The sequence below is a fragment of the Nostoc sp. genome (assembly GCF_035638895.1).
Classification (GTDB): Bacteria; Cyanobacteriota; Cyanobacteriia; order Cyanobacteriales; family Nostocaceae; genus Nostoc.
In genome coordinates this window covers 1-21,974 of the sequence record NZ_DASQZC010000418.1, presented here as the reverse complement: position 1 = coordinate 21,974, position 21,974 = coordinate 1, and the positions used below count along the sequence as shown (strand labels likewise).

Here is a 21,974-nt window from a genome sequence, read left to right as displayed (position 1 = left end):
CCTTCAGTGTAGTAAGCAAATCCCAAAGCGTTATTATATAAAAGCGATTCTGGGTTAGCTTTTGCAGCAATTTCCCAGTAACGGCGGGCATCATCGACGCTATAGTTATTATTTCCGACTTGGATAGACTGCCACGCTAATCGTCCCTTGTAAAAGTTCACCGATGGATCGTCAGCTTGTTTACTTGAAATCAGTTTCAGAGCAGTTTCAGCCGCAGTCAGTGCGCCACGATTGAGTAGTTCTTCTACAGCCAATAACCCACTTTGCAAGTCGCCCTGGCTCAATTTTTCTGTAGCGGTGGCGGTGACAATTCCAGTCTCTGCTGCCTGTAAATCGATATTTTGCTGCTTTTTAATGGGTAAAGGCTGGGTTGGAATTACTGGTATGTTAGGCAGAATTGGCTGCTGGGGTCGATGCCACAACCAATTTAAAGCGATCGCAGCTGCTAACGCACTGCTCCCCACAATACCCACAATCGGCCACAGCTGGCGGCGACGGGTACGAGATGCTGGTAGGGCTGGTTGCAATACCTGCGGCTGGCTACGCCTACGCAAAAAATCAGTAGAATTTTGCCAATTTCCTTCCAAGTTTCCAGGAGTTGGAGGCGGCGGTGTTGGGGCTTCTCCCCACAAATCTGCTTCCTCTTGCGAAGAAGTCATTTCTTCTGAAACGTGGCTTTGCTGAAGACTATTTTCTGAAATGTGTTGATCCAGTTCAGTTGGAGCTGTTTGGTTATCTAGCTGACGAAATAAATCCGAAACTATAGCACAATCTTCTGCATAGCTTGGGTCATCATACTCAATTTCATCAACAAGATCGCCCCAAGTATCTTCACCTAGCCAGTCCAACCCAGAATCACGCGCCAAACCAGAAGGAATCATATCTTCCATTCCTAAAGGCATCTCGCTATCGTCTGCCATAGCAGAGTACATCGTAGAAGTTGCCCCTAAAGGCGAATTATACTGATTGGGCTTTGCATCCGATAACTCAGTTTCCTGGCTCAGAAAACCGTCAAATTCTGGCTGGAGATATAAAATCGGTAATGCCCAGTACATCTGGTGAGAACCATAAGCAGAAATTAATCCTTGGCGTACCCGACTGACGCACAAATCTACTGGATATCCCTGACTCAAGTTGCGGTAAAACAATTGCGTGAGCGTCAACGCCACTTCATCAGGAATCCGTTCTGACATTGCCAAAACGCTTCTAATTCCGCGCTTCACCAGACTTTCTGCCAGATTTCGTTCGCCAGTATCTCCAGAGGGATCGGATGCTGCTGTGTACGCCCCCAAGCAGGAGTTAAACACTGCCATTTGGATATTATTGTTGACGAGCAAACCAGCCAGATCGTCCCCAGTCAAGATTTCCGTTAAGCCAGTTCTGCGACTAGCAAGATAAATTTCTCCGCCATTGGAACCTAAGTTACTATGACCAGAGTAGTGGAGAACATGGTATCTGCCTTGTTCTAGAGCTTGCGTCAGTTCTTCCCGCCCTGGTTGATCTAATACAGTGAGTTCAATTTCTGGGAAACGATTGCTATTTTCGGCAATTCGTGGTATACGATGAAGTTCTGCTTGCAGTTTGATAGCTTCCTGTTTTTGTAGGTCAAGGCGGACTTGATCTGAGGGGGAAGCAATTACCATCAATACTCTTACACCACCTTGTTGTAGTGGTGTGGGCATATTTTGCGATCGCAAAGGCGAAACTCCCAAAATTCCACTTTGGAAGCGAGAAAAAGCGACATAAGGCCCGGTAGCCAGAGGGCGATCGCCAGCGTGCATCACTTCCCAAGGCAGACGAGCTAATCTAGTGTCTTTTAGCCCCAAACGTAAGCGTAGTACTTGTTGATGGTTCTGGGCAATACCTTGAGCAGTAATCCAACTATCCCTGAGAGTGCCTTGAAATAGGGCGTTATAAAATTGTTGACCCAAGACCACTAAATTAACAGAGTTTCTAGCGATATCGCTTTCGTGCCCACCAGAGGCGAATGCATCTCCTTGCAACACCGACTTCAACGGATCATTCATCAAATGCCCAGCAGTTGTTAACCAATCAGCTACAGGCCAAGTCACCAATTCTTCTGCCAATGGTACTCCAGGCGCGACTTGTTCCGTCCGCACCAAGTAGTCATTTCGCCCTACAGGAGTTACCGAAATGTGGAATTCCTGGGTCACAGTTTCTCCTGTTTGCCTCCTAAATCTGGTTTGAAACGCGAAAGTTTCAAGTCGATTTTTCGCTCCCTCTGATAACTTAGATGCATCCCACCCCTGAATGTTTCTGAATTCTAGTTGTTTTGCTTTTTCTGCCTTTACAACTTTATCCGGATTGGATTACTTGCGACTAGAACATTTAATTGGTAGATGCACCTTGATCTTCAACTCCCCTAGTTGGCTAAAACCCACTGGGGGTTTTTTTCAATTTTGGCAAACAACAGCAACTTCTGACGCAGATATTCTCTACCAGAAAATAGTGCTTAACCCTAGAATACTTGATTAGTAGATGGGATATCCCTTGATCTTTAACTCCCTTAATTCAATTAATATCTACTCTTATTTTTTTGACACAAGAGAAGAATCAATTTTCTCAGAAATTTATCCGGAGCATGGTGGTTAAACCTAGAACATTTAATTGGTAGATGCACCCTGATAACTAGCTCCCCTGGTTGGCTAACACCCACTGGGGGGTTTTTTTATGAAGGAAGTAAGCACAAAACTTACGCATTAAAAGCTTAAAACCCATATTTAAATGAGCTTACGCCGGTTGCTTCTCCTCTTCAAAGACGTTCTTGCTATCAAGCTTTAAGAGTCGGGGAACCCTTTCAGTAGTTCCTACCTTACACATTCTTACGTTGCTACCGTTACGCTAAGAGCAAGCTACTAGCTCGTCTGGAAAAGGGGAAACTCTAAGAGCTAACTTTTTCAAGGGTTCGAGTATCTCTTGTACGTAAGCTCTAAAGCAGCAATCATGCTTGGCACACCCATTATTTAATTGGCAAATTAGTCCTGATAACTAACCCCTCTGAGGTTTTTCTTTAATAAACAAACAGTAACAAATTCAACCTCTGCTAATTTATCCGGTAGCGACCCATTTACTGTAGAAAAGATTATTGGTAGATGCACCCTGATAACTCACTCCCCTAGTTGGCTAACACCCACTGGGGGTTTTTTCTAGTTGCGACGCCCAATAGCGTTCGCGTAGCGTCTCGTTAGAGAAGCCTTAGCGAGTCTTCTCCCAAGGGCGAACGATTGTCATAGCCCGTCGTAGACATTGCCATCAACCCTGATTTTGACGATTTTCCCCGGAAGATACTGGCTGCCCCTAGAAAAGATTATTGGTAGATGCACCCTGATAACTCACTCCCTAGTTAGGTTAACACTAACTGGGGTTTTTTTATTTTAATAAATAACTAACCTTTGTACAAATTTATCCGGAATATGGTGTTCAACCTGAGAACATTTAATTGGTAGATGCACCCTGATAACTAACTCCCCTGGTTGGCTAACACCCACTGGGGGTTTTTTTTGGCTTAGATGCCTAGGTGCTTGTCGTTAGACACCGCCTACATAACTGTAGTGCATTACTTTACTTGTTGCTACTGCTGGTAGACCTTGAGTATCGCGATCGCACCATCCCTGAATCGCTTTCTTTTTATTATGAGCTAGAGATGCCATACCAAAATGATTGCTATGATATTTAATCATATTCTTAATTTTTTTTCTACATTTTGACCCTTACTCCCAAAAAATTGCCCTCCTACTAGAAACAGGGAAGGAGATAAAACACTTACTGGTTCAGGGTTTCACTATTAATTTGCCAAGAATGACCAGCTATATGGTAATATTTCATGGCATTATCTAAAAAACTTTGCATAGAATCAAAGAGTCCCTAACCCATGAGTTTAGCTGTAATTAAGTTCTCTTCAGAAGAGTGCGGCATCTGCCACAAAATGTCTTTTTATGACAAAAAGGTGGCTGAAGAACTGGGTTTAGAATTTATCGATGTAAAAATGCAGGATACGGCGGCTTACCGCAAGTATCGTAAGATTTTATTAACTCAATATCCTGATAAATCAGAGATGGGATGGCCTACTTACATCATCTGCAATTCTCCAGAAGGAGAATTTCAGATTGTGGGTGAAGTAAAAGGAGGTCATCCCAAAGGTGAGTTTAGAAGCCGTCTTCAAGAGGTTCTAAATTCCACAGCTAGTCAGAACTAAATTACCTCAAAAGATTTAACCTCTAGGACAGGGCCAATCATGGCAGTTGTCATGATATCTTCACGCACCTGTCCTTTTACTTTTGCTTTTTGTCCGGCTTTTAGTAAGTCTTTGTCAGCCCCTCTGAGGATTTCGTAAGTAACGCCCTCTTCTGTAACTAACGCCCATGCGCCTGTGCCAATATCACGGTGTTCGATTGTACCTGTAAGTGTAATCATAGTGGGGGAGTGGGGAGTAGGGAGTAGGGAGTAGGGGGTAGGGAATAGGGAGTAGGGAGTGAGAGTTATTAAGAATTCTTCCCCCATTCCTCATTGCCGATTCCCGACTCCCCATTTATGCTATTTTTTCTTCGTTTTTCAATGCTAAACGAGTAAGTCCATAACAGATTAGAGCATTGGCTATGAGGAAGAGGCGTGCTAAGTGGCCACTTCCCAAACCCATAACTGCTGGATCGAAAAACGCACTTACTGTCAAGCACGCTGCTACACCTAAGGTTGAACCAATGGCAAACCATCTCCAACTAGGATGTCCCAGCAGCAATGCCATTAACACAATGGGAATCAGTACGCTAGCAAATAGGGGATTTAGCGCATCGGTTCCCTGGAGAGTATTTCCTAGTTCGGGAATTGAACTGCCTAAAACCCGGAAAGGCCATTGGGGAAGATCAAAAATATAGATTCCTTTGAGGAAGAATAACCCAGAACTACCAGCGATTAGTCCACTAGATAAAGACCAACTCCAAGTGAAGGGGAAGTAAACCCGTAAAAACCAAGCTAACAGATAGGAACCAACTACCATTAAAACCTTGGGTAACAGTGCGATCGCACCACCATCAATCCAAAAGCCGGGGTTAAGATAGCCGTTATCTCGTAACCATCGAAAGAAATCTGGAAAACTGATTTGTCCACTAAAGGCTAGTTTGACTGCTGCTTCTGCATTGAGTTGTCCAGCGCCATAATAGTTCAAACCATCATCCTGGATAACTCGCGCTGACTGTTTAAGGACTTTTAAGATTTCATCTGGTTCTTTGATGCCAGCAGCTTTGATTAATGCCGCAACACCAGCAACGTGGGGAGCAGCCATGCTTGTACCCTGGAAGCCCAGAAATATACCTTCGCCCTTTTCGTCGATAGTTTCTTGGAGAATCTTACCAGCTTCGCTACCACCAGGAGCAGAGATATCTACCCCAGCACCAAAGTTAGAATAGGGCGCTCTTTCACCATCTGGGCCAATTGCGGAAACGCCGATGACGTAAGGATAGCGGGCTGGATAGCCTGCTCCATTGGCGTTTTCATTTCCGGCTGCGGCAATAATAACTACACCTTTTCTATGAGCATAGTCGATGGCTTCTTTCATCAACTGACTTTCACCGCTACCGCCCAAGCTCATATTAATCACATCTGCGCCTTTATCAGCAGCAAATTTAATCGCTTCGGCAATATCGGCAACAGTACCGCCACCATAAGAACTGAGTACCTTCAAGGGCATCAGACTCGCTTCATAGGCAATTCCAGCTACGCCATATTTGTTATTTGTGGCTTGGGCTATAGTTCCGGCAACATGGGTACCGTGACCATTATCGTCTGTGGCTTCTTCTCGGTCGTTAACAAAATCATAGCCTTTGACGAATTTTGTCTCATATAAGTCCCGCACCTTAGTAATCCCGGTGTCAATTACTGCAACTGTGATGCCACTGCCTTTGGTTTGACTCCATGCGCCTTCAATGCCGATTTTGTGCAAGTTCCATTGCTTGCTGTAATATTGGTCATTGGGGCCAGTTAATGAAGGGGTTGTCTCATCATCATCTTCTTGGGGTCTCAAAAATTCTCCCAGCCAAGCTGCTTTACCGGGTTGTGGAATCTTGCTGTAGATATAGTTTGGTTCAATGAATTCTGTAGCTTGGGCAAACTGAGATTTTTTCAGTTCTTTAAGCCGTTGGCGATCGCCCTTGATAATATAAACATTATCTTTTTTGGAAAACTTGTTGTCTAATTGGGGTGTAACGTTGTATTGTTTGGCGATCGCTTGCAGATTCTGTTCCACTACTAGTGATGGAATATCTTCCCGAAAATCAAGCACAATCGTCTCAAACTCTCCTTTAGCTGCCAATCCCTGGAAATTCAGGAAACCAAATATGGCAGATCCTAGCCCAATGACAAACAAGCACAATAATATAAGTTTTCTCATATTAACTCATCACCGCTTTTTGCCAGTTTGCTCACTACCATAACTTATCTCTATCCTTTAGTGGTGGATTTGCCACTTTTAGTTACAAGTTTCACTCAGGAATTTTTTAAACGATGGAACGTGGTCTTTTGTGGTTGCCGTTATTAGTAATGTTTTTCTGGTTGGCTTGGCAAGGCTCGAAGGAATATCAAAAAGTTGAAACCTATCGGGCTTGGGCAGAGCAATTTGAACGGGCTAAGTATGATATCTACGCTGTATTAGGTCAAAAAGGCAACAATCTAACTTGGGGAAAACCCACGCCTAAAGGGCCTATTAAACTAGAAACATTCTCTTTGCTTAACGTTAAAGAAATGTATCTTTTAGTAGATGACAAAAAAGTAGATTTAGAAAGTATACCAGAAAAAGGTCGTTCTATAGAGTTAGAATTTCTATTTTCAGAATCTACTGATTCAGTGCGGGTTCCGTTTACAGAAATTCCTTTGGCAGCAGAATGGGGTAAGTTTTTGCAGAGGGCGTTAGAAAGTTTGCGATCGCAAGCGAATCAGTAGTACAGCAAGGCGGAAGTCAAAAATCGCGGTGGTGAGGTGCTGAGATTAATTGGGGCGTGGCAGTAGCCGGGGCGTATTCGTGCGTAATTTCCAAAAAAGAATGGTAAGCTGTTGCGCCTTTAATTTGCACTAATATTTTTTCAAAATGCTTGTGGGGTGGGCATCTTGCCCGCCCTGATTGTGCAAGTTGTATACATAACAGCTTACTATCTCAGCATTTTCTGAGGGATAATCTTCATGAAAAATACAAAGCTAGAAAAGAAAAGTTTGTTCACAGTAATAGATGATGCCGAAGCTATAAAAATAACTGGCAGTCTAAGCAGTCTTAAAATTAAATGTCGATTTCGTGCAAAGCCGCTTTCAAAAAAAGGTGTACTCACCGATGTTATACCTTCGACGGTAGCCTAAATACTCATTCATCTCGCAACACGCCATAGCAAAATGAGTAGGCACGATTATAGGTGTCGGTTAACGGATAACAAGAGGTCTAGTCTTTATACGCCGAGAAATGACCGCAATTTAAAGATTATGGTGTGAGCTTTTTACTGCTCAAGGTAAAAATACCGTATTTAGGACTGAATAACAACGCCAAAATAAAGAATCCTGATACTACTAAAACGATCGCAGGCCCAGAGGGTAAGTTATAAAAATAGCTAAGATACATACCGCTAATACTAGAAATTACGCCAATTACCGCACCCAAAATCATTACATAGTTGAGGCGTTTAACTAATAAATAGGCAGTAGCTCCTGGTGTAATTAAAAGTGATAATACTAAAATGACACCGACAGCTTTCATGCTGGCGACTATTGTTAAAGCTATTAGCACCATCAGTCCAAAGTTTAGCCGATTGACGGGTAAACCTGCTGCTTGAGCGCCTAAAGGATCAAATGTGTAAAATAAAAGCTCTTTATATAGTAAAAGAACAACTATTAAAACAATAGTGGCAATAATAGCAGTATCCCGCACTTCATCAATAGTAACACCGAGAATGTTACCGAAAAGGAAGTGGTTAAGGTCGATTTTGTTATCTTTTTGAATAACAGTAATTAGGGTGATACCAAGGGCAAAGAATGCTGAAAAAACTATGCCCATTGCCGCATCTTCTTTAATTGGCGATCGCACTCTAATCCAAGCGATCGCCATTGTACTCAAAACTCCGGCAATAAATGCCCCAATATATATATTTGCTCCTACCATAAAAGCGATCGCTAGTCCTGGCAAAACTGAGTGACTGATGGCATCACCCAGCAAGGCTAGTCGTTGTACCATTAAGTAGCTGCCTACAACTGCACACAACATCCCAACTAAAATAGCAATCACGAGCGATCGCTGCATAAAGCCGTATTGCAACGGTTCAATTAATGCTTCTAACATAAACCGTCTTTAATTACGAATTACGAATTACAAATTATTCATGCAGCATCTGAAAAGTACATTACTTTACCACCATAAGCGAGATTTAAATTCTCTTGTGTAAGTACTTGTTGGCGTGAACCTGTGGCGACTAATTCACGATTTAGTAATATTAAATCATCAAAGTGGGTGATTGATTCCCCTAAGTCGTGGTTGACTACTAGCACGATTTTGTTATCAGCGGCCAGTTCATGGAAGACTTCAAAAATCACTGCCTGAGTTTTTTGATCAATGCCTACTAAAGGTTCATCAAAGCAGAAGATTTCTGCTTGCTGTGTTAAAGCACGGGCTAAAAATACGCGTTGTTGTTGTCCTCCTGATAATTGTCCAATGGGGCGATCGCAATATTCGCTCATCCCAACTCTTTCTATGGCATTTTTCGCTACTTGGCGGCTAACTGTCGAGAAGCTACGCAACCAGCCTGTTTTCTTTACCCGTCCCATCATTACTACATCCCAGACTGTGGCAGGGTAAGTCCAGTCAATTTGGCTACGTTGTGGTACATAGGCAACTTTCTCTAGTTGTTGCATCAAGGGTTTGCCTTCGCATAGCACCGTACCACTACTAACAGGAACCAAGCCTAACATTGCTTTCATCAGCGTGCTTTTGCCAGCACCGTTAGGGCCAAAAATACCCGTTAGTTTTCCCGGTTTGACGATGCAGCTAACGTCCCTTAAGGCTTCTTGTGTCCGGTAGTATACTCCTAAATGGGCAATGCTAATTGCTGCTTTGGAACTCGTGTCAAAAGCTTTGATTGTTTTGGCAGGCATTTCCTCTATTTTCGTCTGGGATAGGCTCAATTTTGCAGGAAAAGAGATATTTTTCATAATCACGTTTAAATATTTATTTCTTGAGCTTACTATAAAAATGAGAGAAATATGAAAAAATCTATAATTAGATGTAATATCCAAGATAAATGAAACTAATACTAGAGATAGACGGCAGTAATCCTTACGGCGAGGGAATAATCAGCAGAATGAAAGGAAAAATTCTTTTTCGGCTTTTGGGAATACTTGTACCTTTGGCTTTATTCAGTTGTACCCAGAAAGACTCTAACTCCAACACTGCCAAGGGAGATAAGCCGCGAGTGGTTGCAACAAGTACCATCATTGCTGATTTGGCACAAGAGGTTGCAGGAGACGAGATTCAACTAAGTGGAATCTTGAAACCGGGTACTGATCCCCATGTTTACGAACCAGTACCAGCAGACAGCAGGGTTTTGGAAGAAGCTGACTTGATTTTGTATAACGGCTATAACCTGGAACCGGGGCTGATTAAATTGATGAATGCTTCTGGTGGTAAGGCACAAAAGTTAGCTGTGGGGGAAGCTGTCAAATCTTTGCAGCTTGATAAAGGCAAAGGAGAAATTGTGCCAGATCCGCACGTTTGGGGTAGTGGAGAAAATGCGATCGCAATGACGAATGTAATACGGGATGCTTTGATTAAGCAATCACCTGAAGATAGAGAAAAATTTACTCAAAAGGCATCGCAACTTACTAATGAATTACAGCAGTTGCATAGTTGGATTAATCAACAGATTCAAACTATCCCCACAGATAAGCGCAAACTGGTGACAACCCATGATGCATTCCAATATTATGGACGTGCTTATGGGATTGCGATCGCAGGTACTTTAATTGGCATTAGTACCGAAGAACAACCAAGCGCTCAAACAGTCCAGCGATTAGTAGAGTCAATTAAAAAAATAGGCGTTTCTGCAATTTTTGCTGAGACTACGATTAACCCGGCTTTAATTAAAACTGTTGCTCAAGAAGCAGGAGTTAAATTAGCACCAAATCAACTATATTCTGATTCAATTGGCGCTAAGGGAAGTCCAGGAGATTCTTACATCAAAATGATGGAGGTGAATACCCGTACAATTGTAGAAGCATTGGGGGGGAAATATACCCCGTTTCAACTAAAGAAGTAAATTCATTAGAGTAAATATCTAACCTAAGACGTGTTCTTCTCAAAGTCTCTCCAGAGAAAGAACTCTTTGTATCCTCGATTTTTTAGAATGTTATTTAGTAAAGCGTAGTATTTTCAATACCTGAAAAGCCATGACTGATAATAATCAAGAAAATCAAATTAATCAACCAGTAAGTGAAGATACACATTTACGGGAAGAACCTAATGTCAATGAAAGAAACTTAACAGCGAATCCTGGAGATAGAATTGCTGATGAGCCTCAATCTGTTGAAGAAAAGGCTAAACAGGTAGCTATAGATGATGTACCAGACATTACAGGCGACAAAATTACAGTCCCGACTTACTTCGTTGTAGATGAACCCGATGGCACAAAGAAAGCACTCCACCACGTTAAAGATGCTGAAGAGATTTCTGACATGATTCGGGAAGCACGAGTTGACGAAAATGGAAATCGAATTTGGTGGTAGCCCTTCATTTTCATTAAAAAGACACGGGGACACACGGACAGGGAGAGTTGTTTCTTTGCGTCCCCGTATCTGTTTTTTTGATCAAGTTAGTCTATTAATGACGCAATCAAAATCTGTAAATTTTCCCAGGATAAACGGTAATGGCAAATGTCACAACTACCAAAAAGTTGGCATATTGGAGTACGGCAGAAATTAAAAATAAAATTTTAGAAGTTGTTAAGGGACGCGATCTAGAGCCGTTAAAAGCCAAAGTAGAATTTTATAAAAATGAATTAGCTCTATATTTTGCAGAGTTGAGCGGACGTAACCCTATCTAAAAAATCTTCCTGTGTGGGTATTTCACGGAGCCAAAGATAATGTAGTTCCATTAAGCGAGTCTGAAATCATGGTTTCTACACTCAAAACCCGCAACGGAAATGTGAAATTTACAGTTTACCCAGAAGCCAAGCACGACTCTTGGACGCAGACATATAATAATCCAGAGTTGTATAAGTGGTTTTTACAGCATCAGCGACAGAAGGCTGTAGATTAAAGATATTTTTCTATGCATTGGAATACACTCTAAATTAAATCAGAATCTATAGTTGTATTAGCATTTATTTCGTTCCGAATTTTTGCAACTTCGTTTTCTATCTCTTCTGATGAAAACTCAGTTTTTTTTGTCCGTAGCCTAAGCCTTACTCTACTAAAAAATCGCGGATATGGTTGATTAAAGCACGTTCCAAATCGCGTTCCAGAAAATCTTCCCCTAAATTGAGAAAATCAAAAGTGTAGGGATCTTTCAACAATTGCTGTGCTAACTCTGATTGTGGTTGACGCAGAGTGCGGTTAAAGTTGGTGGTTGCTTTACCCTGACGGTGATACAGCTTACTTTCAATCTGGTGAACTAAAACATTGCGACTCCACCCATGTTGGATAGTCTGTTGTACATACCACAAGCGTTCTCTTTGATCTTTAAGAGTATCCAATATACGGACATTATGACCCCAAGGAATTTGTCCAACAAGTTGTTGGACAATTTGCTCGTCTGGGTAAGCCTCGGCGAATGCTCTCATGTACATAAGATTAGTACGTGAAAAGCCCTTCATCTCTGGAAAAGCTTTCTGCAAGTCAGATGCAAGACGATTGATAACTTTTGCTCCCCAACCTTGCTGCTGTTGGCGATTAAGAATATCTCGCCCAATTTGCCAGTAGAGCAATATTAATTCTTTATTGACTGCAACTACAGTCCGTAATTGAGCCTTAGAAATTCGGCTTTTTAATTCACTTAAAAAATCTTCATAGCCAACGATCGCAGATGCACCCCTTCTTGAAGCTTCGGATTTATCGTCTCTAGGCATAAAAAAAATTAACGCTAATACTGGGAGAAACTGGCGCGATCGCAAGTGTTGGGATAATCAACATGATTCTATCTTCTGAATGGACATTGCATTAAAAGGTATGCAAATGATCACAATAGTTGTCTAATTTGACAAAACAGGCTAACAGCCTTGGAATTAGATCAAAATGGATATGTGCCTGTTGTTTGTCCAATCTTGAATTAACCTAACTTCGTGCGAAATCTGCAAGAAACTCATTTAAATCGTGCCCGCGCCAGTCTCAGACAAGCACTGGCTTGGTATGGATATCTTCGTAAGTCAGGACAGCTTTCATCCAACCCGGAATTGGCAGGTTTGTTGAAACCAGAATTGGAAGCTTTAAATTCCACACTCAACAAGCTGGATTCTAACGTCATTAGAATTGCTGCCTTCGGTTTGGTAAGTCGTGGTAAGTCAGCAGTTCTAAATGCCTTACTGGGAGAGAAGATTCTGCAAACGGGGCCCCTAAACGGTGTCACTCAATGGCCCCGTTCCGTCCGTTGGCAGCCCGGTGGTAAGGTACTAGTAGAGTTAATTGATACCCCCGGATTAGATGAAATTGAGGGTGAGTCACGGGCAGACATGGCGCGAGAAGTCGTGCATCAGGCTGATTTAATTTTGTTTGTCGTGTCTGGTGATATCACACGCACTGAGTATCAAGCACTGCTAGAATTGCGGCGATCGCAAAAACCCCTGATTTTAGTATTTAACAAAATAGACCTTTACCCAGATACAGACCAGGGAACAATTTACCAAAATTTGCAACAACTAGGTGCCGGACATCCTCACGCGAAACCTTTACTACCAGATGAAATTGTCATGGTGGCGGCGGAACCAGCAGCAATGGAAGTGCGGGTAGAGTGGCCTGATGGGCGTGTCAGTTATGAATGGGAGACACCACCACCGCAAGTAGACGAACTTAAGGAAACAATTCTGAATATTCTCAATCGGGAAGGGCGATCGCTTCTAGCTTTAAATGCACTCATCCAAGCACGGGATGCAGAAGCCGCGATCGCTCAAAAAACCATCGACTTACGCGAACAAGAAGCTGAAGATATCATTTGGCAATTTACCAAATACAAAGCTTTGGCAGTAATGCTCAATCCCATTGCCTTTTTAGATATCCTTGGCGGAACTGTTGCTGATTTGGCTTTAATTCGCGCCCTAGCTAGATTGTATGGTTTGCCGATGACTGGCTACGAAGCTGGGAAAATTTTAAAAACGATTTTATTTAGTTCTGGTGGCTTGCTACTGGGAGAATTAGGTAGTAGTTTCCTTTTGGGCTTGGGTAAAACTACCGCCGCAATAACTAGTGGTGACAATCCCAGCAATATTACTGCCTTTGCTGGCAGTGCGATCGCTCAAGCTGGTATCGCCGGTTATGGTGCATATTCCGTTGGCAAAGCCGCTCAGGTGTATCTCGAAAAAGGTTGCACTTGGGGACAGTTGGGCGCTAGCAGCGTCATTCAAGAAATTCTCTCTCAAGTTGACCAAAATACAATTCTGTATCGCTTGCGACAAGAGTTAGGCATAAAGTATTGAGAATAAATAAAAATTGTTTCCCTTTTGTTGCCGTTTATAAGTGTTTATCAACTTCTATCAAACTCTTCTGACAATTGACTGACATTCCGAATTTGGGATGCAAGACTGAGAAGATAACCATCTCTAGGAGTGACTTCAACTAGTGGAATTCCCATAGCTTTTTGAATCAAAGATGACAAGAGGGTAATTCCTACTCAAATTAGCTAAAAAGATGGCGGTGTTTACCACTACCTATTGTGGGAAGCCTATCTAAACTGGAAATGTGAGCTAGCCTGGTCTTGTTGATCCAACAAAGAGCGACTAGCGTTAGCGACGGAGGTGAGCTTCCTGAGGTCATTGAAAGCTCACAGTTAATATGTATCTCTGTAAATTAAAGGTAAAAGTATCATGACAACTACTCTAAACTCATTTGATGCTGGGGCAACAAATCTTGAAGAAGCCATTACTGAAGCCATTACTGAAGCCCGGACAACTTGTGAGCTAGATGGCAGTGATTCTCCTGGTTGTGCCGTAGCCTGGGACATTGTGGAAGAATTACAAGCTGAAAAAGCCGATCAACAGCAAGCAAAATCAAAGAAAACCTCTTTGGAAAACTACTGCGATCGCCATCCCGATTCCGTAGAGTGTCTAATATACGACGTTTAACTTTTACGTAAATCAGTTGTTGCTGATTGCGTTATTTGCTTAATTGCTTCTAAATCAGGTGGTGGCGTTTCACTTTCCATTCCCAACCACAAAAGATATTCAATATTCCCAGCAGGGCCAGTGATCGGCGACCAAGTTAAGCCTTTGTATTTCCATCCTAATTCGTGGGCTGTTTGCAACACCTGGAAAATGGCATCAGCTTGGTCGTTTGGATCGCGCACAACACCTTTTTTACCCACACGGGATCTGCCGACTTCAAACTGTGGCTTGACTAATAATACAGCTTCTCGGTTAGCTTGAGTTAGTTGCCACAAAGCAGGCAGAATCTTAGTTAAAGAAATAAACGATACATCGACCACCGCCAAATCAGGAATCGGGTCATTTTCACCATATAACTCATCTGGTCGTAGTTGCCGTAAGTTGGTGCGTTCCCGCAAAATCACCCGCGAATCATTTCGTAACCGCCAGTCAACTTGTCCGTAACCAACATCAATACCGTAAACTTGTTTTGCTCCAGCTTGTAAAAGACAATCAGTAAAACCACCAGTAGAAATCCCACCATCTAAACAAATGCGCTCTTCTATGGGAATGGCAAATACTGATAAAGCTTTGGAGAGTTTTTCACCGCCTCTAGAAACAAAAGGCGATCGCTCTTTAATATTTATTTGAGCAGTAATATCAACTTCTGTCCCAGGTTTATCAACTAACTGCTGATTAACAGTAACTTCTCCCGCCTGAATTAACCTTTGTGCTAAGGCGCGAGAAGAACATAAATTTAACTCTACTAATAGTGTGTCGAGTCGCTGTTTAGCCAATTAATTAGACTCTCCTGGTAAGATTAAAGCCAAAGCACGATTGATGATTTCTTCTTGGTTAACCAGCTTTTCTAACTCTTGAACTTCATAACGACCTTCTTCTACTTCGAGCGTTGCTTCATTACTGGCATTTAAATAGGCTTCTGCTAAGATTTCTAACAATTCTTCTGGCGCGAGATAATAGCCTCCAGCTTTACGCCGCTTATTTTCTCGTTGAATTTCCAGAACCGAATTCCGAATTGATACTTCCCAAGAGCGAGTCGTGCGATTTTCAGCTTGTTGTTTAATCAGATGCAACAGCAAAATCACTGCATAGCTACGAATCGTTTTGATTATGTCATTTCGGCTCATTTCTGTTAATTCTTCAACTATAATCAATGCTCCTTGAACATCGCCTTTAACAAGCAAGTCTTTCAGAGTTAATAATTCTTCCATAATCAGCGCCTCAAACATCGGCAACTTCTATTGTGGCTTATGACGGTTTTAGTTCAGAGAACATAAGCTAATACATTTAATCTATTGAGCGATCGCTACTTAATGTATTATTCTTTGGAAATACACAACATCAAGATAATTAAGATACAGCAAAATCTGTGTATTGTCGTAGTTCAGCCGGATGGAAACCCAAGACAATATCTTCGCGCAAGATACCCGCTTCTAATAATGCCTCTGCTACTGGCTGCGAAGTACCATCATATTGAATCCATACTTTATCATTAATAATATCTATATGCACCACCGAACCATGTACGCGGCGCACTCCATCCCAACCCACATGTAACACTTCGTAGTGATCTCGCTCCGAGTCAATGACGGGTTCTGTCTCTATTTGACCGTTAGCAGGCTTGTGAGTGGCATAGTCAAATATCAACTGACGAATAATTTCACGATACCGAGCTAGTTTATCCATCTGATAATCCTTTCTAGTTGCTCGTCAAAAACAATTAGGTTTATTCCTATGCTATTAAGAATTAGCTGACCAAAGCGTTCGGAAAATATACCTTCGTAAACCCGCTTGGGAACTGCTAAATAAAGTTGGCGTTTTGGTTGTATTTCTTTAAGCACGCTGCGATAAACTTCATACTGTCCTACAGCTTCCTGGAGATCATTCACGGGAGAAGGACTCAGAAAACTTTTGATTTCAACAGCTATTTTTTGATCGTCTCTCTCAGCAGCAATGGTAACTCTTTCTGCTCCAATATCTACGTAAAGTTCTTTACCCCCGTATGCAAGGTATAAGGGATCGTTGGTTATTGTCCAACCATCTGCTATAAGTGCTTTAATGACTGCGGCGTGGTAGATGTCTCTGGCTGGCATTAGTCGAAAGATAGTTCCAAAAACACAGCTTTAATCTAGCAAAATTATTTTCCAGAGGTGCGATCGAAAATTCAAAATATCACCTATTCATCCTCATCATAATTAAACATTAAAACAAATTTTTGTTTAGGTAAAACTAACATAGGTAGATATATAGGATGCTCATCCCATCCTGTACTTTTTTCTCCTCTTTGATAGCAAATGATTAAAGTTGGTACATCAGGATTTTTTTCTCTAGCATCTTTTGACCAATTACCTGAACCAAAGCCAAACTGTGACCATTTAAAAGGCTCTTGTCTTTTCATATCTAATCCTTGATTTTTCTTTCTTTCTCCTCTACGAACATTTAAAAGACCCTTTGTCATACCCTTTGACTTTATATCTGTTAATCCTTTTATAATACGTTTGTCTTCCCATTTTTCTGAGAGTACATAATGACTTTTTGTATAGTTGAGTATTTTAATAATAAAGTCTATATCAACTTCATAATATTTATTATTTTCTTGGTAATTTATTAAAAGGGTTTCAATTTCTTTGAAATTATCCTCGATTTCGTCTTTTTTATAGGCTGGATTTTGAGGAAAAACTAATGAACCTGGTACTAATACATTAATAACTGAAGGATCTAAAACATTAGAACGAGTTGGTTTTAGATTTCCTCCTATCCAAACAGGCTGAAGTTTAATATTATGAATATCATCTCCAATTGCTTGACGCATAGCTTCATCCGCTTGGTGAATAGAACGAAAAGCGTCTAGTATATGTTCTGCTATAAAGAGACGAGTTACGTCTTTTAGTTGTGGACGATAACCATACATTCGAGCGTGTTGATGAACCGTATCCATTACTTTTTGTTTTGCATCACGCCCATAATAAGTTACCATTAAACCATCAATTGTTACACCTCTACCTAATCTATTTCCTCCTATTAATATATTCATGCCAGGATTGTAATTAGGTTCTTTTTCGGGATTATTTGCATTAATTGTTTTAGTATGAATGGCGTTTCTTAGTTGAATTTTTAACTCATTTATTAATTCAATCAATGGAGGTAAGTTATTAGCCGTTTGCTTTAACTCGTTATAAGCTTCTTCTAACCATTTTTGGGCTTGTTTATTTTCTGTATCTGAACTCTTTTCTCGAATTGCTTTATCTAAATTAATTACAAATTGAGTAATCACCTTTTCTAATACACTATGGATATCTTGTTTATAACAAACATGAGCAAGAAAAGAATATTTCTCATCTTCTTTTTCAGAAGATAACATTTTGTAAGTTGAACCTAAGAAAAAGGAACAAAGTGCAAGTCTTAATCCATCGGGAATTATCCATTTATTACCCGGATTTATAGCACCTTTTTGTTTCTTTAATTGGTTAATTTCTTCAGCATCTACAATACAACAGTATTTACTGTTCTCAGCAAAAAATAACTCTCCTCCCATATAACTATCTCCCGGCTCTGGTAATGCTGCACAGAATTTTGGCTTACAAGGATGAGGGAGACTTTGTAATAATAAACTTTGGGGAGTTGCTGTGATTTGAATATAAATATGATTAGCAACCTCTTGACGAATTTTACCTATAGTCTCAAAAACTTTACTATCATCAATCGCATCTTTTCCTTTTTTAGCTTGTTTAGATTCATTCGTATTTAAACTAGCGTTATCCGCTTCATCATCAAAAATTAAGGTAGGAACACCTTTGACTTTTGCCGCTTTTAAAACCTTCAATAAATTATCCAGGTGATGACCATTTTTTGTTGAAATTAATACAACACCTATATCTGTATCTTTGATATAAGGTGCAACTTTCGTTTCTGCAAAACCATCGGGGTCTTTTTTCCATTCTTCCCAATCAAAAAAAACAGGGCCGTCTTGAACTTGATTATTGAAACGATTAGCGGTTTGTTTTCCTAACCATGTATTATCAGAAGTTAAGACAATAAAGCAACGAAAATTATTTTCATGAGCCAGGGCTAAAGTTGCAATAGTTGTGTTAGTCTTACCACTTTGAACTCGACCATAAATAAGTCCAGTTGTACCATTAGGAATAGGGTCTTGTCCCTTATAGGGTTTGCTCACTAAACCCGTACTATTTTCCCCTACATCACCATCACCGAAATTTTCTGAATAAAATTTGACACAATTTTGTACAACTTCAATAGCCGTTTCTTTAAGCTTACTTGCTTCTTTTTGTCCGATTTGTTTCTCTAATCTCTTAATTAATCTGTCAATACAGTCGCCATTAGTTTTAATCTGAGTGGGTGTCATAGGTTATTTGATGTTGATAAAATTACGTCAGGCCAATTATTTTGAGGGACTGTCTGCTCTAAGGGAACTCTCCCCGTACCTTTAACATAATAACTCCCTCTTAGTTCTCTTTTGACAGAAACACGCTGCTTAGCTAAACCTTCACTAGGATCAATAATTGTCCATAGTTGTTGTTCTGATAGACAACAAACGCCATCCCGATGACAAATCAATGCTATAAAAAGTTTGACATCAGGATAAGTTTTATGAAAGGTTGCCAGTGCATTCTCTTCCTGTGAACTGAAGCTAAATGACCATGAAGAAGTAGGCTTTTTTGATATTTTAAACAGGATAGCTGATTCTTGATTTGAGCTTTTTATAGTATAAAGAGATGAATGAATATAAGATAAATAACTGATAGAGATATAAGATGTTCCTTTGAGGAGTCGAAGAAAAGCCGCACCGTGCAGAAATTCTAAATCATTAATACTCATAGAACTATTGCCAAAAATTATTTATATAAATAATAAACATCATAAGAGCAGGTATAAAATTTTTCCAGTACTTGTTGTCGTTGTAATACAGTTAATTTGTCTGACAACAAATAATTTTTTGCATCAATAAAAGTAAACGCACCTTGCCAATCAAGCCAAAGTGCGATAGATATTAAGTCCACTTACGCGAACTTTATTTGTATAGTTCCGCGATTTCTAGTCACCAGAGCTAGGTGCTAAATATCCTGTTCGCTCAACTCGCGTGTGATGTGATCAAAAGGTTCATCCACAAAAGCAGTATTAACCACACCCGCTGCTGCTACTTGCTCCTTAATCAGATCCTTGAGAATTTGGATACCGCGAACCGTAGGCCCAATAGGTACTCCTAAAGAATTGTAAGTTTCCCGTAGCCCTTGTAGCACACGCTCATCCAATACATTCGTGTTTCCAGCAACCAGCGCATAAGTGGCATAGCGCAGATAGTAGTCCATATCCCGTAGACAAGCTGCATAACGACGAGTTGTATAAGCATTTCCACCAGGGCGAATCAATTCTGGCAGTTCTTCAAATAACTTTAAACCAGCTTGCTTGACAAGTACAGCTGCATTAGAGTTGATCGCCGCCGCCGCTTGTACTCGTGCTGTACCACTGTCAAAGTAAGACTTTAAGCTATCGATCGCATTCCGGTCAAAATACCGACCAGTTAAGTCATAATTCTTAATTAAACTTGTTACCGCATCGCGCATTCCTTCTTCTCCCAATCATTACTATTTATGGTTTGATATTTATTTGGCTGCACTTATGCACCAGTAAATTTTTGTGCTATTAAAAATAGATTTGGCACAAAAACAATTTATCCACTATCTATGGATTCTATGCCAAAGTTGACCCCTATATGATGAACTTTCCAGTTTTGTACAGATGATCGCTGAAAGGTTAATATAACCTGATAATCCAGATATCTGTAACAGAAGCTACAAAATCTGCTAATGTCTACTATTTAAGATATTTCTGGTGTGTCACGGCCTGATTGAGATCAGTAGGGTTAGGATGCAATGTAAGATTCTGGTTTACTTTAGGAAATTGGTAGAGAAGGAGTAACAATGACAACACCCCAAGAACTCTTGAAGAGAATTCAAGATGAAAAAATTCAGCTAATTGATCTCAAATTCATCGACACAGTAGGGACTTGGCAGCACCTCACACTGTACCAAAACCAAATCGATGAGACTGCATTCACTGATGGCGTAGCGTTTGACGGTTCCAGCATTCGGGGTTGGAAAGCGATCAACGAATCTGACATGACGATGGTACTCGACCCCAACACTGCTTGGATCGACCCATTCATGGAAGTGCCAACACTAAGTATAATTTGCAGTATTAAAGACCCCCGCACGGGTGAACCGTACAACCGTTGCCCACGCGTTATTGCTCAAAAAGCAATAGATTACCTGGTTGCCAGTGGCATTGGTGATACAGCCTTCTTTGGGCCTGAAGCTGAGTTTTTTATCTTTGATAGTGCTAGGTTTGCCCAAACTGCTAACGAAGGCTACTACTTCTTAGACTCCGAAGAAGGTGCTTGGAATTCCGGTAAAGCCGGTACAGAGCAAAAACCCAACTTGGGTTACAAACCACGCTTCAAAGAAGGTTACTTCCCAGTCGCACCGACGGATTCTTTCCAAGATATCCGTACAGAGATGCTGTTGACAATGGCAGACTTAGGTGTGCCCATTGAAAAGCATCACCATGAAGTTGCTACTGGCGGTCAGTGCGAACTAGGTTTCCGTTTTGGTAAGTTGATCGAAGCGGCTGACTGGTTGATGACTTACAAATATGTCATCAAGAACGTTGCCAAGAAATACGGTAAAACTGTCACCTTCATGCCAAAACCGATTTTTGGCGATAACGGTTCGGGAATGCACTGTCACCAGTCCATCTGGAGAGACGGCCAACCTCTGTTTGCAGGTGATAAGTATGCCGGTTTGAGCGATATGGCATTGTACTACATTGGTGGTCTTCTCAGACACGCACCAGCGCTGTTAGCAATTACCAACCCCAGCACCAACTCATACAAGCGCCTAGTACCTGGTTATGAAGCTCCTGTTAACTTGGCTTACTCTGAAGGGAACCGTTCTGCTTCTATCCGTATTCCTCTATCTGGTAAGAACCCCAAAGCCAAGCGTTTAGAATTCCGTTGTCCAGATGCTACATCTAACCCCTACTTGGCATTTGCTGCAATGCTTTGTGCTGGTATCGATGGCATCAAAAACAAAATCCATCCTGGTGAACCCTTAGATAAAAATATCTATGAACTCTCTCCAGAGGAGCTTGCAAAGGTTCCCTCAACTCCAAGTTCTTTAGAACTGGCATTGCAAGCACTAGAAAACGATCACGGTTTCTTGACAGAATCAGGCGTGTTCACGGAAGACTTTATCGAAAATTGGATTGACTACAAGCTTAACGAAACCAAGCAGTTGCAGCTGCGTCCTCATCCCTACGAGTTTTATCTCTACTACGATGCTTAATTAAGTACCGTAGCTATCTAAATATACAAATTTTGCCACCCTAGAGTAGAGGGTGGCTTTTTTTGCCGGAGTTGTCAGTTGAGAGATTCACTCAAAAAATCAACCTTAAAACTCTTGAAACTTAGCTCATGGAAGCATGACTTGGCCCATAAATCATCCGAGTGTTAGCATCTACTTTGCCTTGAATCGGGTTCCAGTAGTGGGATGCTTCTTCAGGAAGACCAAGTTCTTGTGCAGCCCGCATCAGCATTGATTGTTGGCGATT

General features: G+C 41.1%; 25 protein-coding genes. 10 read left to right on the top strand and 15 right to left on the bottom strand.

The window, feature by feature from the left end:
• Nucleotides 1-2,174, bottom strand: a 2,174-nt coding sequence (hetF, locus tag VE944_RS20960) for a cell division protein HetF (protein WP_324981338.1), incomplete at its 3' end; no start/stop codon positions are given.
• 1,374 nt (nucleotides 2,175-3,548) lie between these two features.
• The gene (locus VE944_RS20955; RefSeq protein ID WP_324981335.1) at nucleotides 3,549-3,701 is read right to left on the bottom strand and encodes a hypothetical protein; all 153 of its coding nucleotides are present in this window, start codon (nucleotides 3,699-3,701) and stop codon (nucleotides 3,549-3,551) included.
• A 191-nt stretch (nucleotides 3,702-3,892) separates the two neighbouring features.
• On the opposite strand from VE944_RS20955, the gene VE944_RS20950 reads away from it, so the two are divergent.
• On the top strand, nucleotides 3,893-4,216 hold the full coding sequence (locus VE944_RS20950; protein ID WP_100899583.1) for a thioredoxin family protein: 324 nt from the start codon (nucleotides 3,893-3,895) through the stop codon (nucleotides 4,214-4,216).
• On the opposite strand, the gene VE944_RS20945 is transcribed toward VE944_RS20950, so the two are convergent.
• A complete protein-coding gene (locus VE944_RS20945; RefSeq protein WP_324981330.1) occupies nucleotides 4,213-4,434 on the bottom strand; it encodes a hypothetical protein in 222 nt (73 codons plus the stop codon). The two genes, VE944_RS20950 and VE944_RS20945, sit on opposite strands and share 4 nt — an antisense overlap.
• Nucleotides 4,435-4,549: 115 nt before the next feature.
• Complete coding sequence (locus VE944_RS20940) at nucleotides 4,550-6,403, bottom strand: S8 family peptidase (RefSeq protein WP_324981327.1); 1,854 nt, start codon at nucleotides 6,401-6,403, stop codon at nucleotides 4,550-4,552.
• 113 nt (nucleotides 6,404-6,516) lie between these two features.
• Here VE944_RS20940 and VE944_RS20935 point away from each other — a divergent pair, with 113 nt between their 5' ends.
• Both VE944_RS20935 and VE944_RS20930 read left to right on the top strand, forming a co-directional pair.
• Nucleotides 6,517-6,951 (top strand): hypothetical protein, encoded by a 435-nt coding sequence (locus VE944_RS20935; protein WP_324981324.1) that lies wholly within the window; start codon nucleotides 6,517-6,519, stop codon nucleotides 6,949-6,951.
• Nucleotides 6,952-7,188: 237 nt separating this feature from the next.
• On the top strand, nucleotides 7,189-7,359 hold the full coding sequence (locus VE944_RS20930) for a hypothetical protein (protein WP_324981321.1): 171 nt from the start codon (nucleotides 7,189-7,191) through the stop codon (nucleotides 7,357-7,359).
• Nucleotides 7,360-7,477: 118 nt separating this feature from the next.
• Here the strand turns inward: VE944_RS20930 and VE944_RS20925 are convergent, their stop codons facing one another.
• Nucleotides 7,478-8,329, bottom strand: a complete 852-nt coding sequence (locus VE944_RS20925) for a metal ABC transporter permease (RefSeq protein WP_324981319.1) — start codon at nucleotides 8,327-8,329, stop codon at nucleotides 7,478-7,480.
• A gap of 38 nt (nucleotides 8,330-8,367) precedes the next feature.
• Nucleotides 8,368-9,138 (bottom strand): metal ABC transporter ATP-binding protein, encoded by a 771-nt coding sequence (locus tag VE944_RS20920; protein WP_324981346.1) that lies wholly within the window; start codon nucleotides 9,136-9,138, stop codon nucleotides 8,368-8,370.
• A 206-nt stretch (nucleotides 9,139-9,344) separates the two neighbouring features.
• Between VE944_RS20920 and VE944_RS20915 the strand changes: the two genes are divergently transcribed.
• The 4 genes from VE944_RS20915 (at nucleotide 9,345) to VE944_RS20900 (ending at nucleotide 11,296) form a co-directional block, all read left to right on the top strand.
• Nucleotides 9,345-10,298, top strand: coding sequence for a metal ABC transporter substrate-binding protein (locus VE944_RS20915; RefSeq protein WP_324981343.1), 954 nt, complete (start codon nucleotides 9,345-9,347; stop codon nucleotides 10,296-10,298).
• 130 nt (nucleotides 10,299-10,428) lie between these two features.
• A complete protein-coding gene (locus VE944_RS20910; protein WP_324981316.1) occupies nucleotides 10,429-10,764 on the top strand; it encodes a hypothetical protein in 336 nt (111 codons plus the stop codon).
• 140 nt (nucleotides 10,765-10,904) lie between these two features.
• The gene (locus VE944_RS20905) at nucleotides 10,905-11,081 is read left to right on the top strand and encodes a hypothetical protein (protein ID WP_324981314.1); all 177 of its coding nucleotides are present in this window, start codon (nucleotides 10,905-10,907) and stop codon (nucleotides 11,079-11,081) included.
• A gap of 11 nt (nucleotides 11,082-11,092) precedes the next feature.
• Entirely contained in the window at nucleotides 11,093-11,296 is a 204-nt protein-coding gene (locus VE944_RS20900) for a prolyl oligopeptidase family serine peptidase (protein WP_324981311.1), read from the top strand.
• Between the two features lie 145 nt (nucleotides 11,297-11,441).
• On the opposite strand, the gene VE944_RS20895 is transcribed toward VE944_RS20900, so the two are convergent.
• Nucleotides 11,442-12,104 (bottom strand): PDDEXK nuclease domain-containing protein, encoded by a 663-nt coding sequence (locus VE944_RS20895; RefSeq protein WP_324981308.1) that lies wholly within the window; start codon nucleotides 12,102-12,104, stop codon nucleotides 11,442-11,444.
• Between the two features lie 213 nt (nucleotides 12,105-12,317).
• Here VE944_RS20895 and VE944_RS20890 point away from each other — a divergent pair, with 213 nt between their 5' ends.
• Both VE944_RS20890 and VE944_RS20885 read left to right on the top strand, forming a co-directional pair.
• Nucleotides 12,318-13,664, top strand: coding sequence for a GTP-binding protein (locus VE944_RS20890; protein ID WP_324981305.1), 1,347 nt, complete (start codon nucleotides 12,318-12,320; stop codon nucleotides 13,662-13,664).
• Nucleotides 13,665-14,051: 387 nt separating this feature from the next.
• The gene (locus tag VE944_RS20885) at nucleotides 14,052-14,309 is read left to right on the top strand and encodes a Calvin cycle protein CP12 (protein WP_324981303.1); all 258 of its coding nucleotides are present in this window, start codon (nucleotides 14,052-14,054) and stop codon (nucleotides 14,307-14,309) included.
• On the opposite strand, the gene VE944_RS20880 is transcribed toward VE944_RS20885, so the two are convergent.
• The 7 genes from VE944_RS20880 to apcB all read right to left on the bottom strand — a co-directional run bounded on the left by VE944_RS20880 (nucleotide 14,306) and on the right by apcB (nucleotide 19,930).
• Nucleotides 14,306-15,124, bottom strand: coding sequence for a TlyA family RNA methyltransferase (locus VE944_RS20880; protein ID WP_324981300.1), 819 nt, complete (start codon nucleotides 15,122-15,124; stop codon nucleotides 14,306-14,308). The two genes, VE944_RS20885 and VE944_RS20880, sit on opposite strands and share 4 nt — an antisense overlap.
• Nucleotides 15,125-15,559 (bottom strand): DUF29 family protein, encoded by a 435-nt coding sequence (locus VE944_RS20875; protein WP_324981341.1) that lies wholly within the window; start codon nucleotides 15,557-15,559, stop codon nucleotides 15,125-15,127. It lies immediately after the preceding gene.
• Nucleotides 15,560-15,698: 139 nt separating this feature from the next.
• On the bottom strand, nucleotides 15,699-16,034 hold the full coding sequence (locus VE944_RS20870; protein WP_324981297.1) for a XisI protein: 336 nt from the start codon (nucleotides 16,032-16,034) through the stop codon (nucleotides 15,699-15,701).
• A complete protein-coding gene (locus VE944_RS20865) occupies nucleotides 16,022-16,441 on the bottom strand; it encodes an element excision factor XisH family protein (RefSeq protein ID WP_324981294.1) in 420 nt (139 codons plus the stop codon). The genes VE944_RS20870 and VE944_RS20865 overlap by 13 nt, the downstream gene beginning before the upstream one ends.
• 83 nt (nucleotides 16,442-16,524) lie before the next feature.
• On the bottom strand, nucleotides 16,525-18,711 hold the full coding sequence (locus VE944_RS20860; RefSeq protein ID WP_324981291.1) for a Z1 domain-containing protein: 2,187 nt from the start codon (nucleotides 18,709-18,711) through the stop codon (nucleotides 16,525-16,527).
• Nucleotides 18,708-19,184, bottom strand: a complete 477-nt coding sequence (locus tag VE944_RS20855; RefSeq protein ID WP_324981287.1) for a hypothetical protein — start codon at nucleotides 19,182-19,184, stop codon at nucleotides 18,708-18,710. Before VE944_RS20855 ends, VE944_RS20860 begins: the two co-directional genes overlap by 4 nt.
• A 236-nt stretch (nucleotides 19,185-19,420) precedes the next feature.
• Entirely contained in the window at nucleotides 19,421-19,930 is a 510-nt protein-coding gene (gene apcB / locus VE944_RS20850; protein WP_324981284.1) for an allophycocyanin subunit beta, read from the bottom strand.
• Nucleotides 19,931-20,287: 357 nt separating this feature from the next.
• Between apcB and glnA the strand changes: the two genes are divergently transcribed.
• Complete coding sequence (gene glnA / locus VE944_RS20845) at nucleotides 20,288-21,709, top strand: type I glutamate--ammonia ligase (RefSeq protein WP_324981281.1); 1,422 nt, start codon at nucleotides 20,288-20,290, stop codon at nucleotides 21,707-21,709.
• 121 nt (nucleotides 21,710-21,830) lie between these two features.
• Here glnA and gifA read toward each other — a convergent pair.
• Nucleotides 21,831-21,974, bottom strand: a 144-nt coding sequence (gene gifA, locus VE944_RS34350) for a glutamine synthetase inactivation factor IF7A (RefSeq protein ID WP_475483632.1), incomplete at its 5' end; no start/stop codon positions are given.

Bases quoted from the DNA above. Each gene is read 5' to 3' on its own strand.
- VE944_RS20865 (WP_324981294.1), bottom strand. From the start codon at position 16,441: ATGCCAGCCAGAGACATCTACCACGCCGCAGTCATTAAAGCACTTATA.
- VE944_RS20905 (WP_324981314.1), top strand. From the start codon at position 10,905: ATGGCAAATGTCACAACTACCAAAAAGTTGGCATATTGGAGTACGGCA.
- VE944_RS20940 (WP_324981327.1), bottom strand. From the start codon at position 6,403: ATGAGAAAACTTATATTATTGTGCTTGTTTGTCATTGGGCTAGGATCT.
- VE944_RS20915 (WP_324981343.1), top strand. From the start codon at position 9,345: ATGAAAGGAAAAATTCTTTTTCGGCTTTTGGGAATACTTGTACCTTTG.
- VE944_RS20955 (WP_324981335.1), bottom strand. From the start codon at position 3,701: ATGATTAAATATCATAGCAATCATTTTGGTATGGCATCTCTAGCTCAT.
- VE944_RS20950 (WP_100899583.1), top strand. From the start codon at position 3,893: ATGAGTTTAGCTGTAATTAAGTTCTCTTCAGAAGAGTGCGGCATCTGC.
- glnA (WP_324981281.1), top strand. From the start codon at position 20,288: ATGACAACACCCCAAGAACTCTTGAAGAGAATTCAAGATGAAAAAATT.
- VE944_RS20910 (WP_324981316.1), top strand. From the start codon at position 10,429: ATGACTGATAATAATCAAGAAAATCAAATTAATCAACCAGTAAGTGAA.
- VE944_RS20860 (WP_324981291.1), bottom strand. From the start codon at position 18,711: ATGACACCCACTCAGATTAAAACTAATGGCGACTGTATTGACAGATTA.
- VE944_RS20885 (WP_324981303.1), top strand. From the start codon at position 14,052: ATGACAACTACTCTAAACTCATTTGATGCTGGGGCAACAAATCTTGAA.
- VE944_RS20935 (WP_324981324.1), top strand. From the start codon at position 6,517: ATGGAACGTGGTCTTTTGTGGTTGCCGTTATTAGTAATGTTTTTCTGG.
- VE944_RS20930 (WP_324981321.1), top strand. From the start codon at position 7,189: ATGAAAAATACAAAGCTAGAAAAGAAAAGTTTGTTCACAGTAATAGAT.
- VE944_RS20945 (WP_324981330.1), bottom strand. From the start codon at position 4,434: ATGATTACACTTACAGGTACAATCGAACACCGTGATATTGGCACAGGC.
- VE944_RS20895 (WP_324981308.1), bottom strand. From the start codon at position 12,104: ATGCCTAGAGACGATAAATCCGAAGCTTCAAGAAGGGGTGCATCTGCG.
- VE944_RS20855 (WP_324981287.1), bottom strand. From the start codon at position 19,184: ATGAGTATTAATGATTTAGAATTTCTGCACGGTGCGGCTTTTCTTCGA.
- VE944_RS20925 (WP_324981319.1), bottom strand. From the start codon at position 8,329: ATGTTAGAAGCATTAATTGAACCGTTGCAATACGGCTTTATGCAGCGA.
- VE944_RS20920 (WP_324981346.1), bottom strand. From the start codon at position 9,138: ATGCCTGCCAAAACAATCAAAGCTTTTGACACGAGTTCCAAAGCAGCA.
- apcB (WP_324981284.1), bottom strand. From the start codon at position 19,930: ATGCGCGATGCGGTAACAAGTTTAATTAAGAATTATGACTTAACTGGT.
- VE944_RS20870 (WP_324981297.1), bottom strand. From the start codon at position 16,034: ATGGATAAACTAGCTCGGTATCGTGAAATTATTCGTCAGTTGATATTT.
- VE944_RS20875 (WP_324981341.1), bottom strand. From the start codon at position 15,559: ATGGAAGAATTATTAACTCTGAAAGACTTGCTTGTTAAAGGCGATGTT.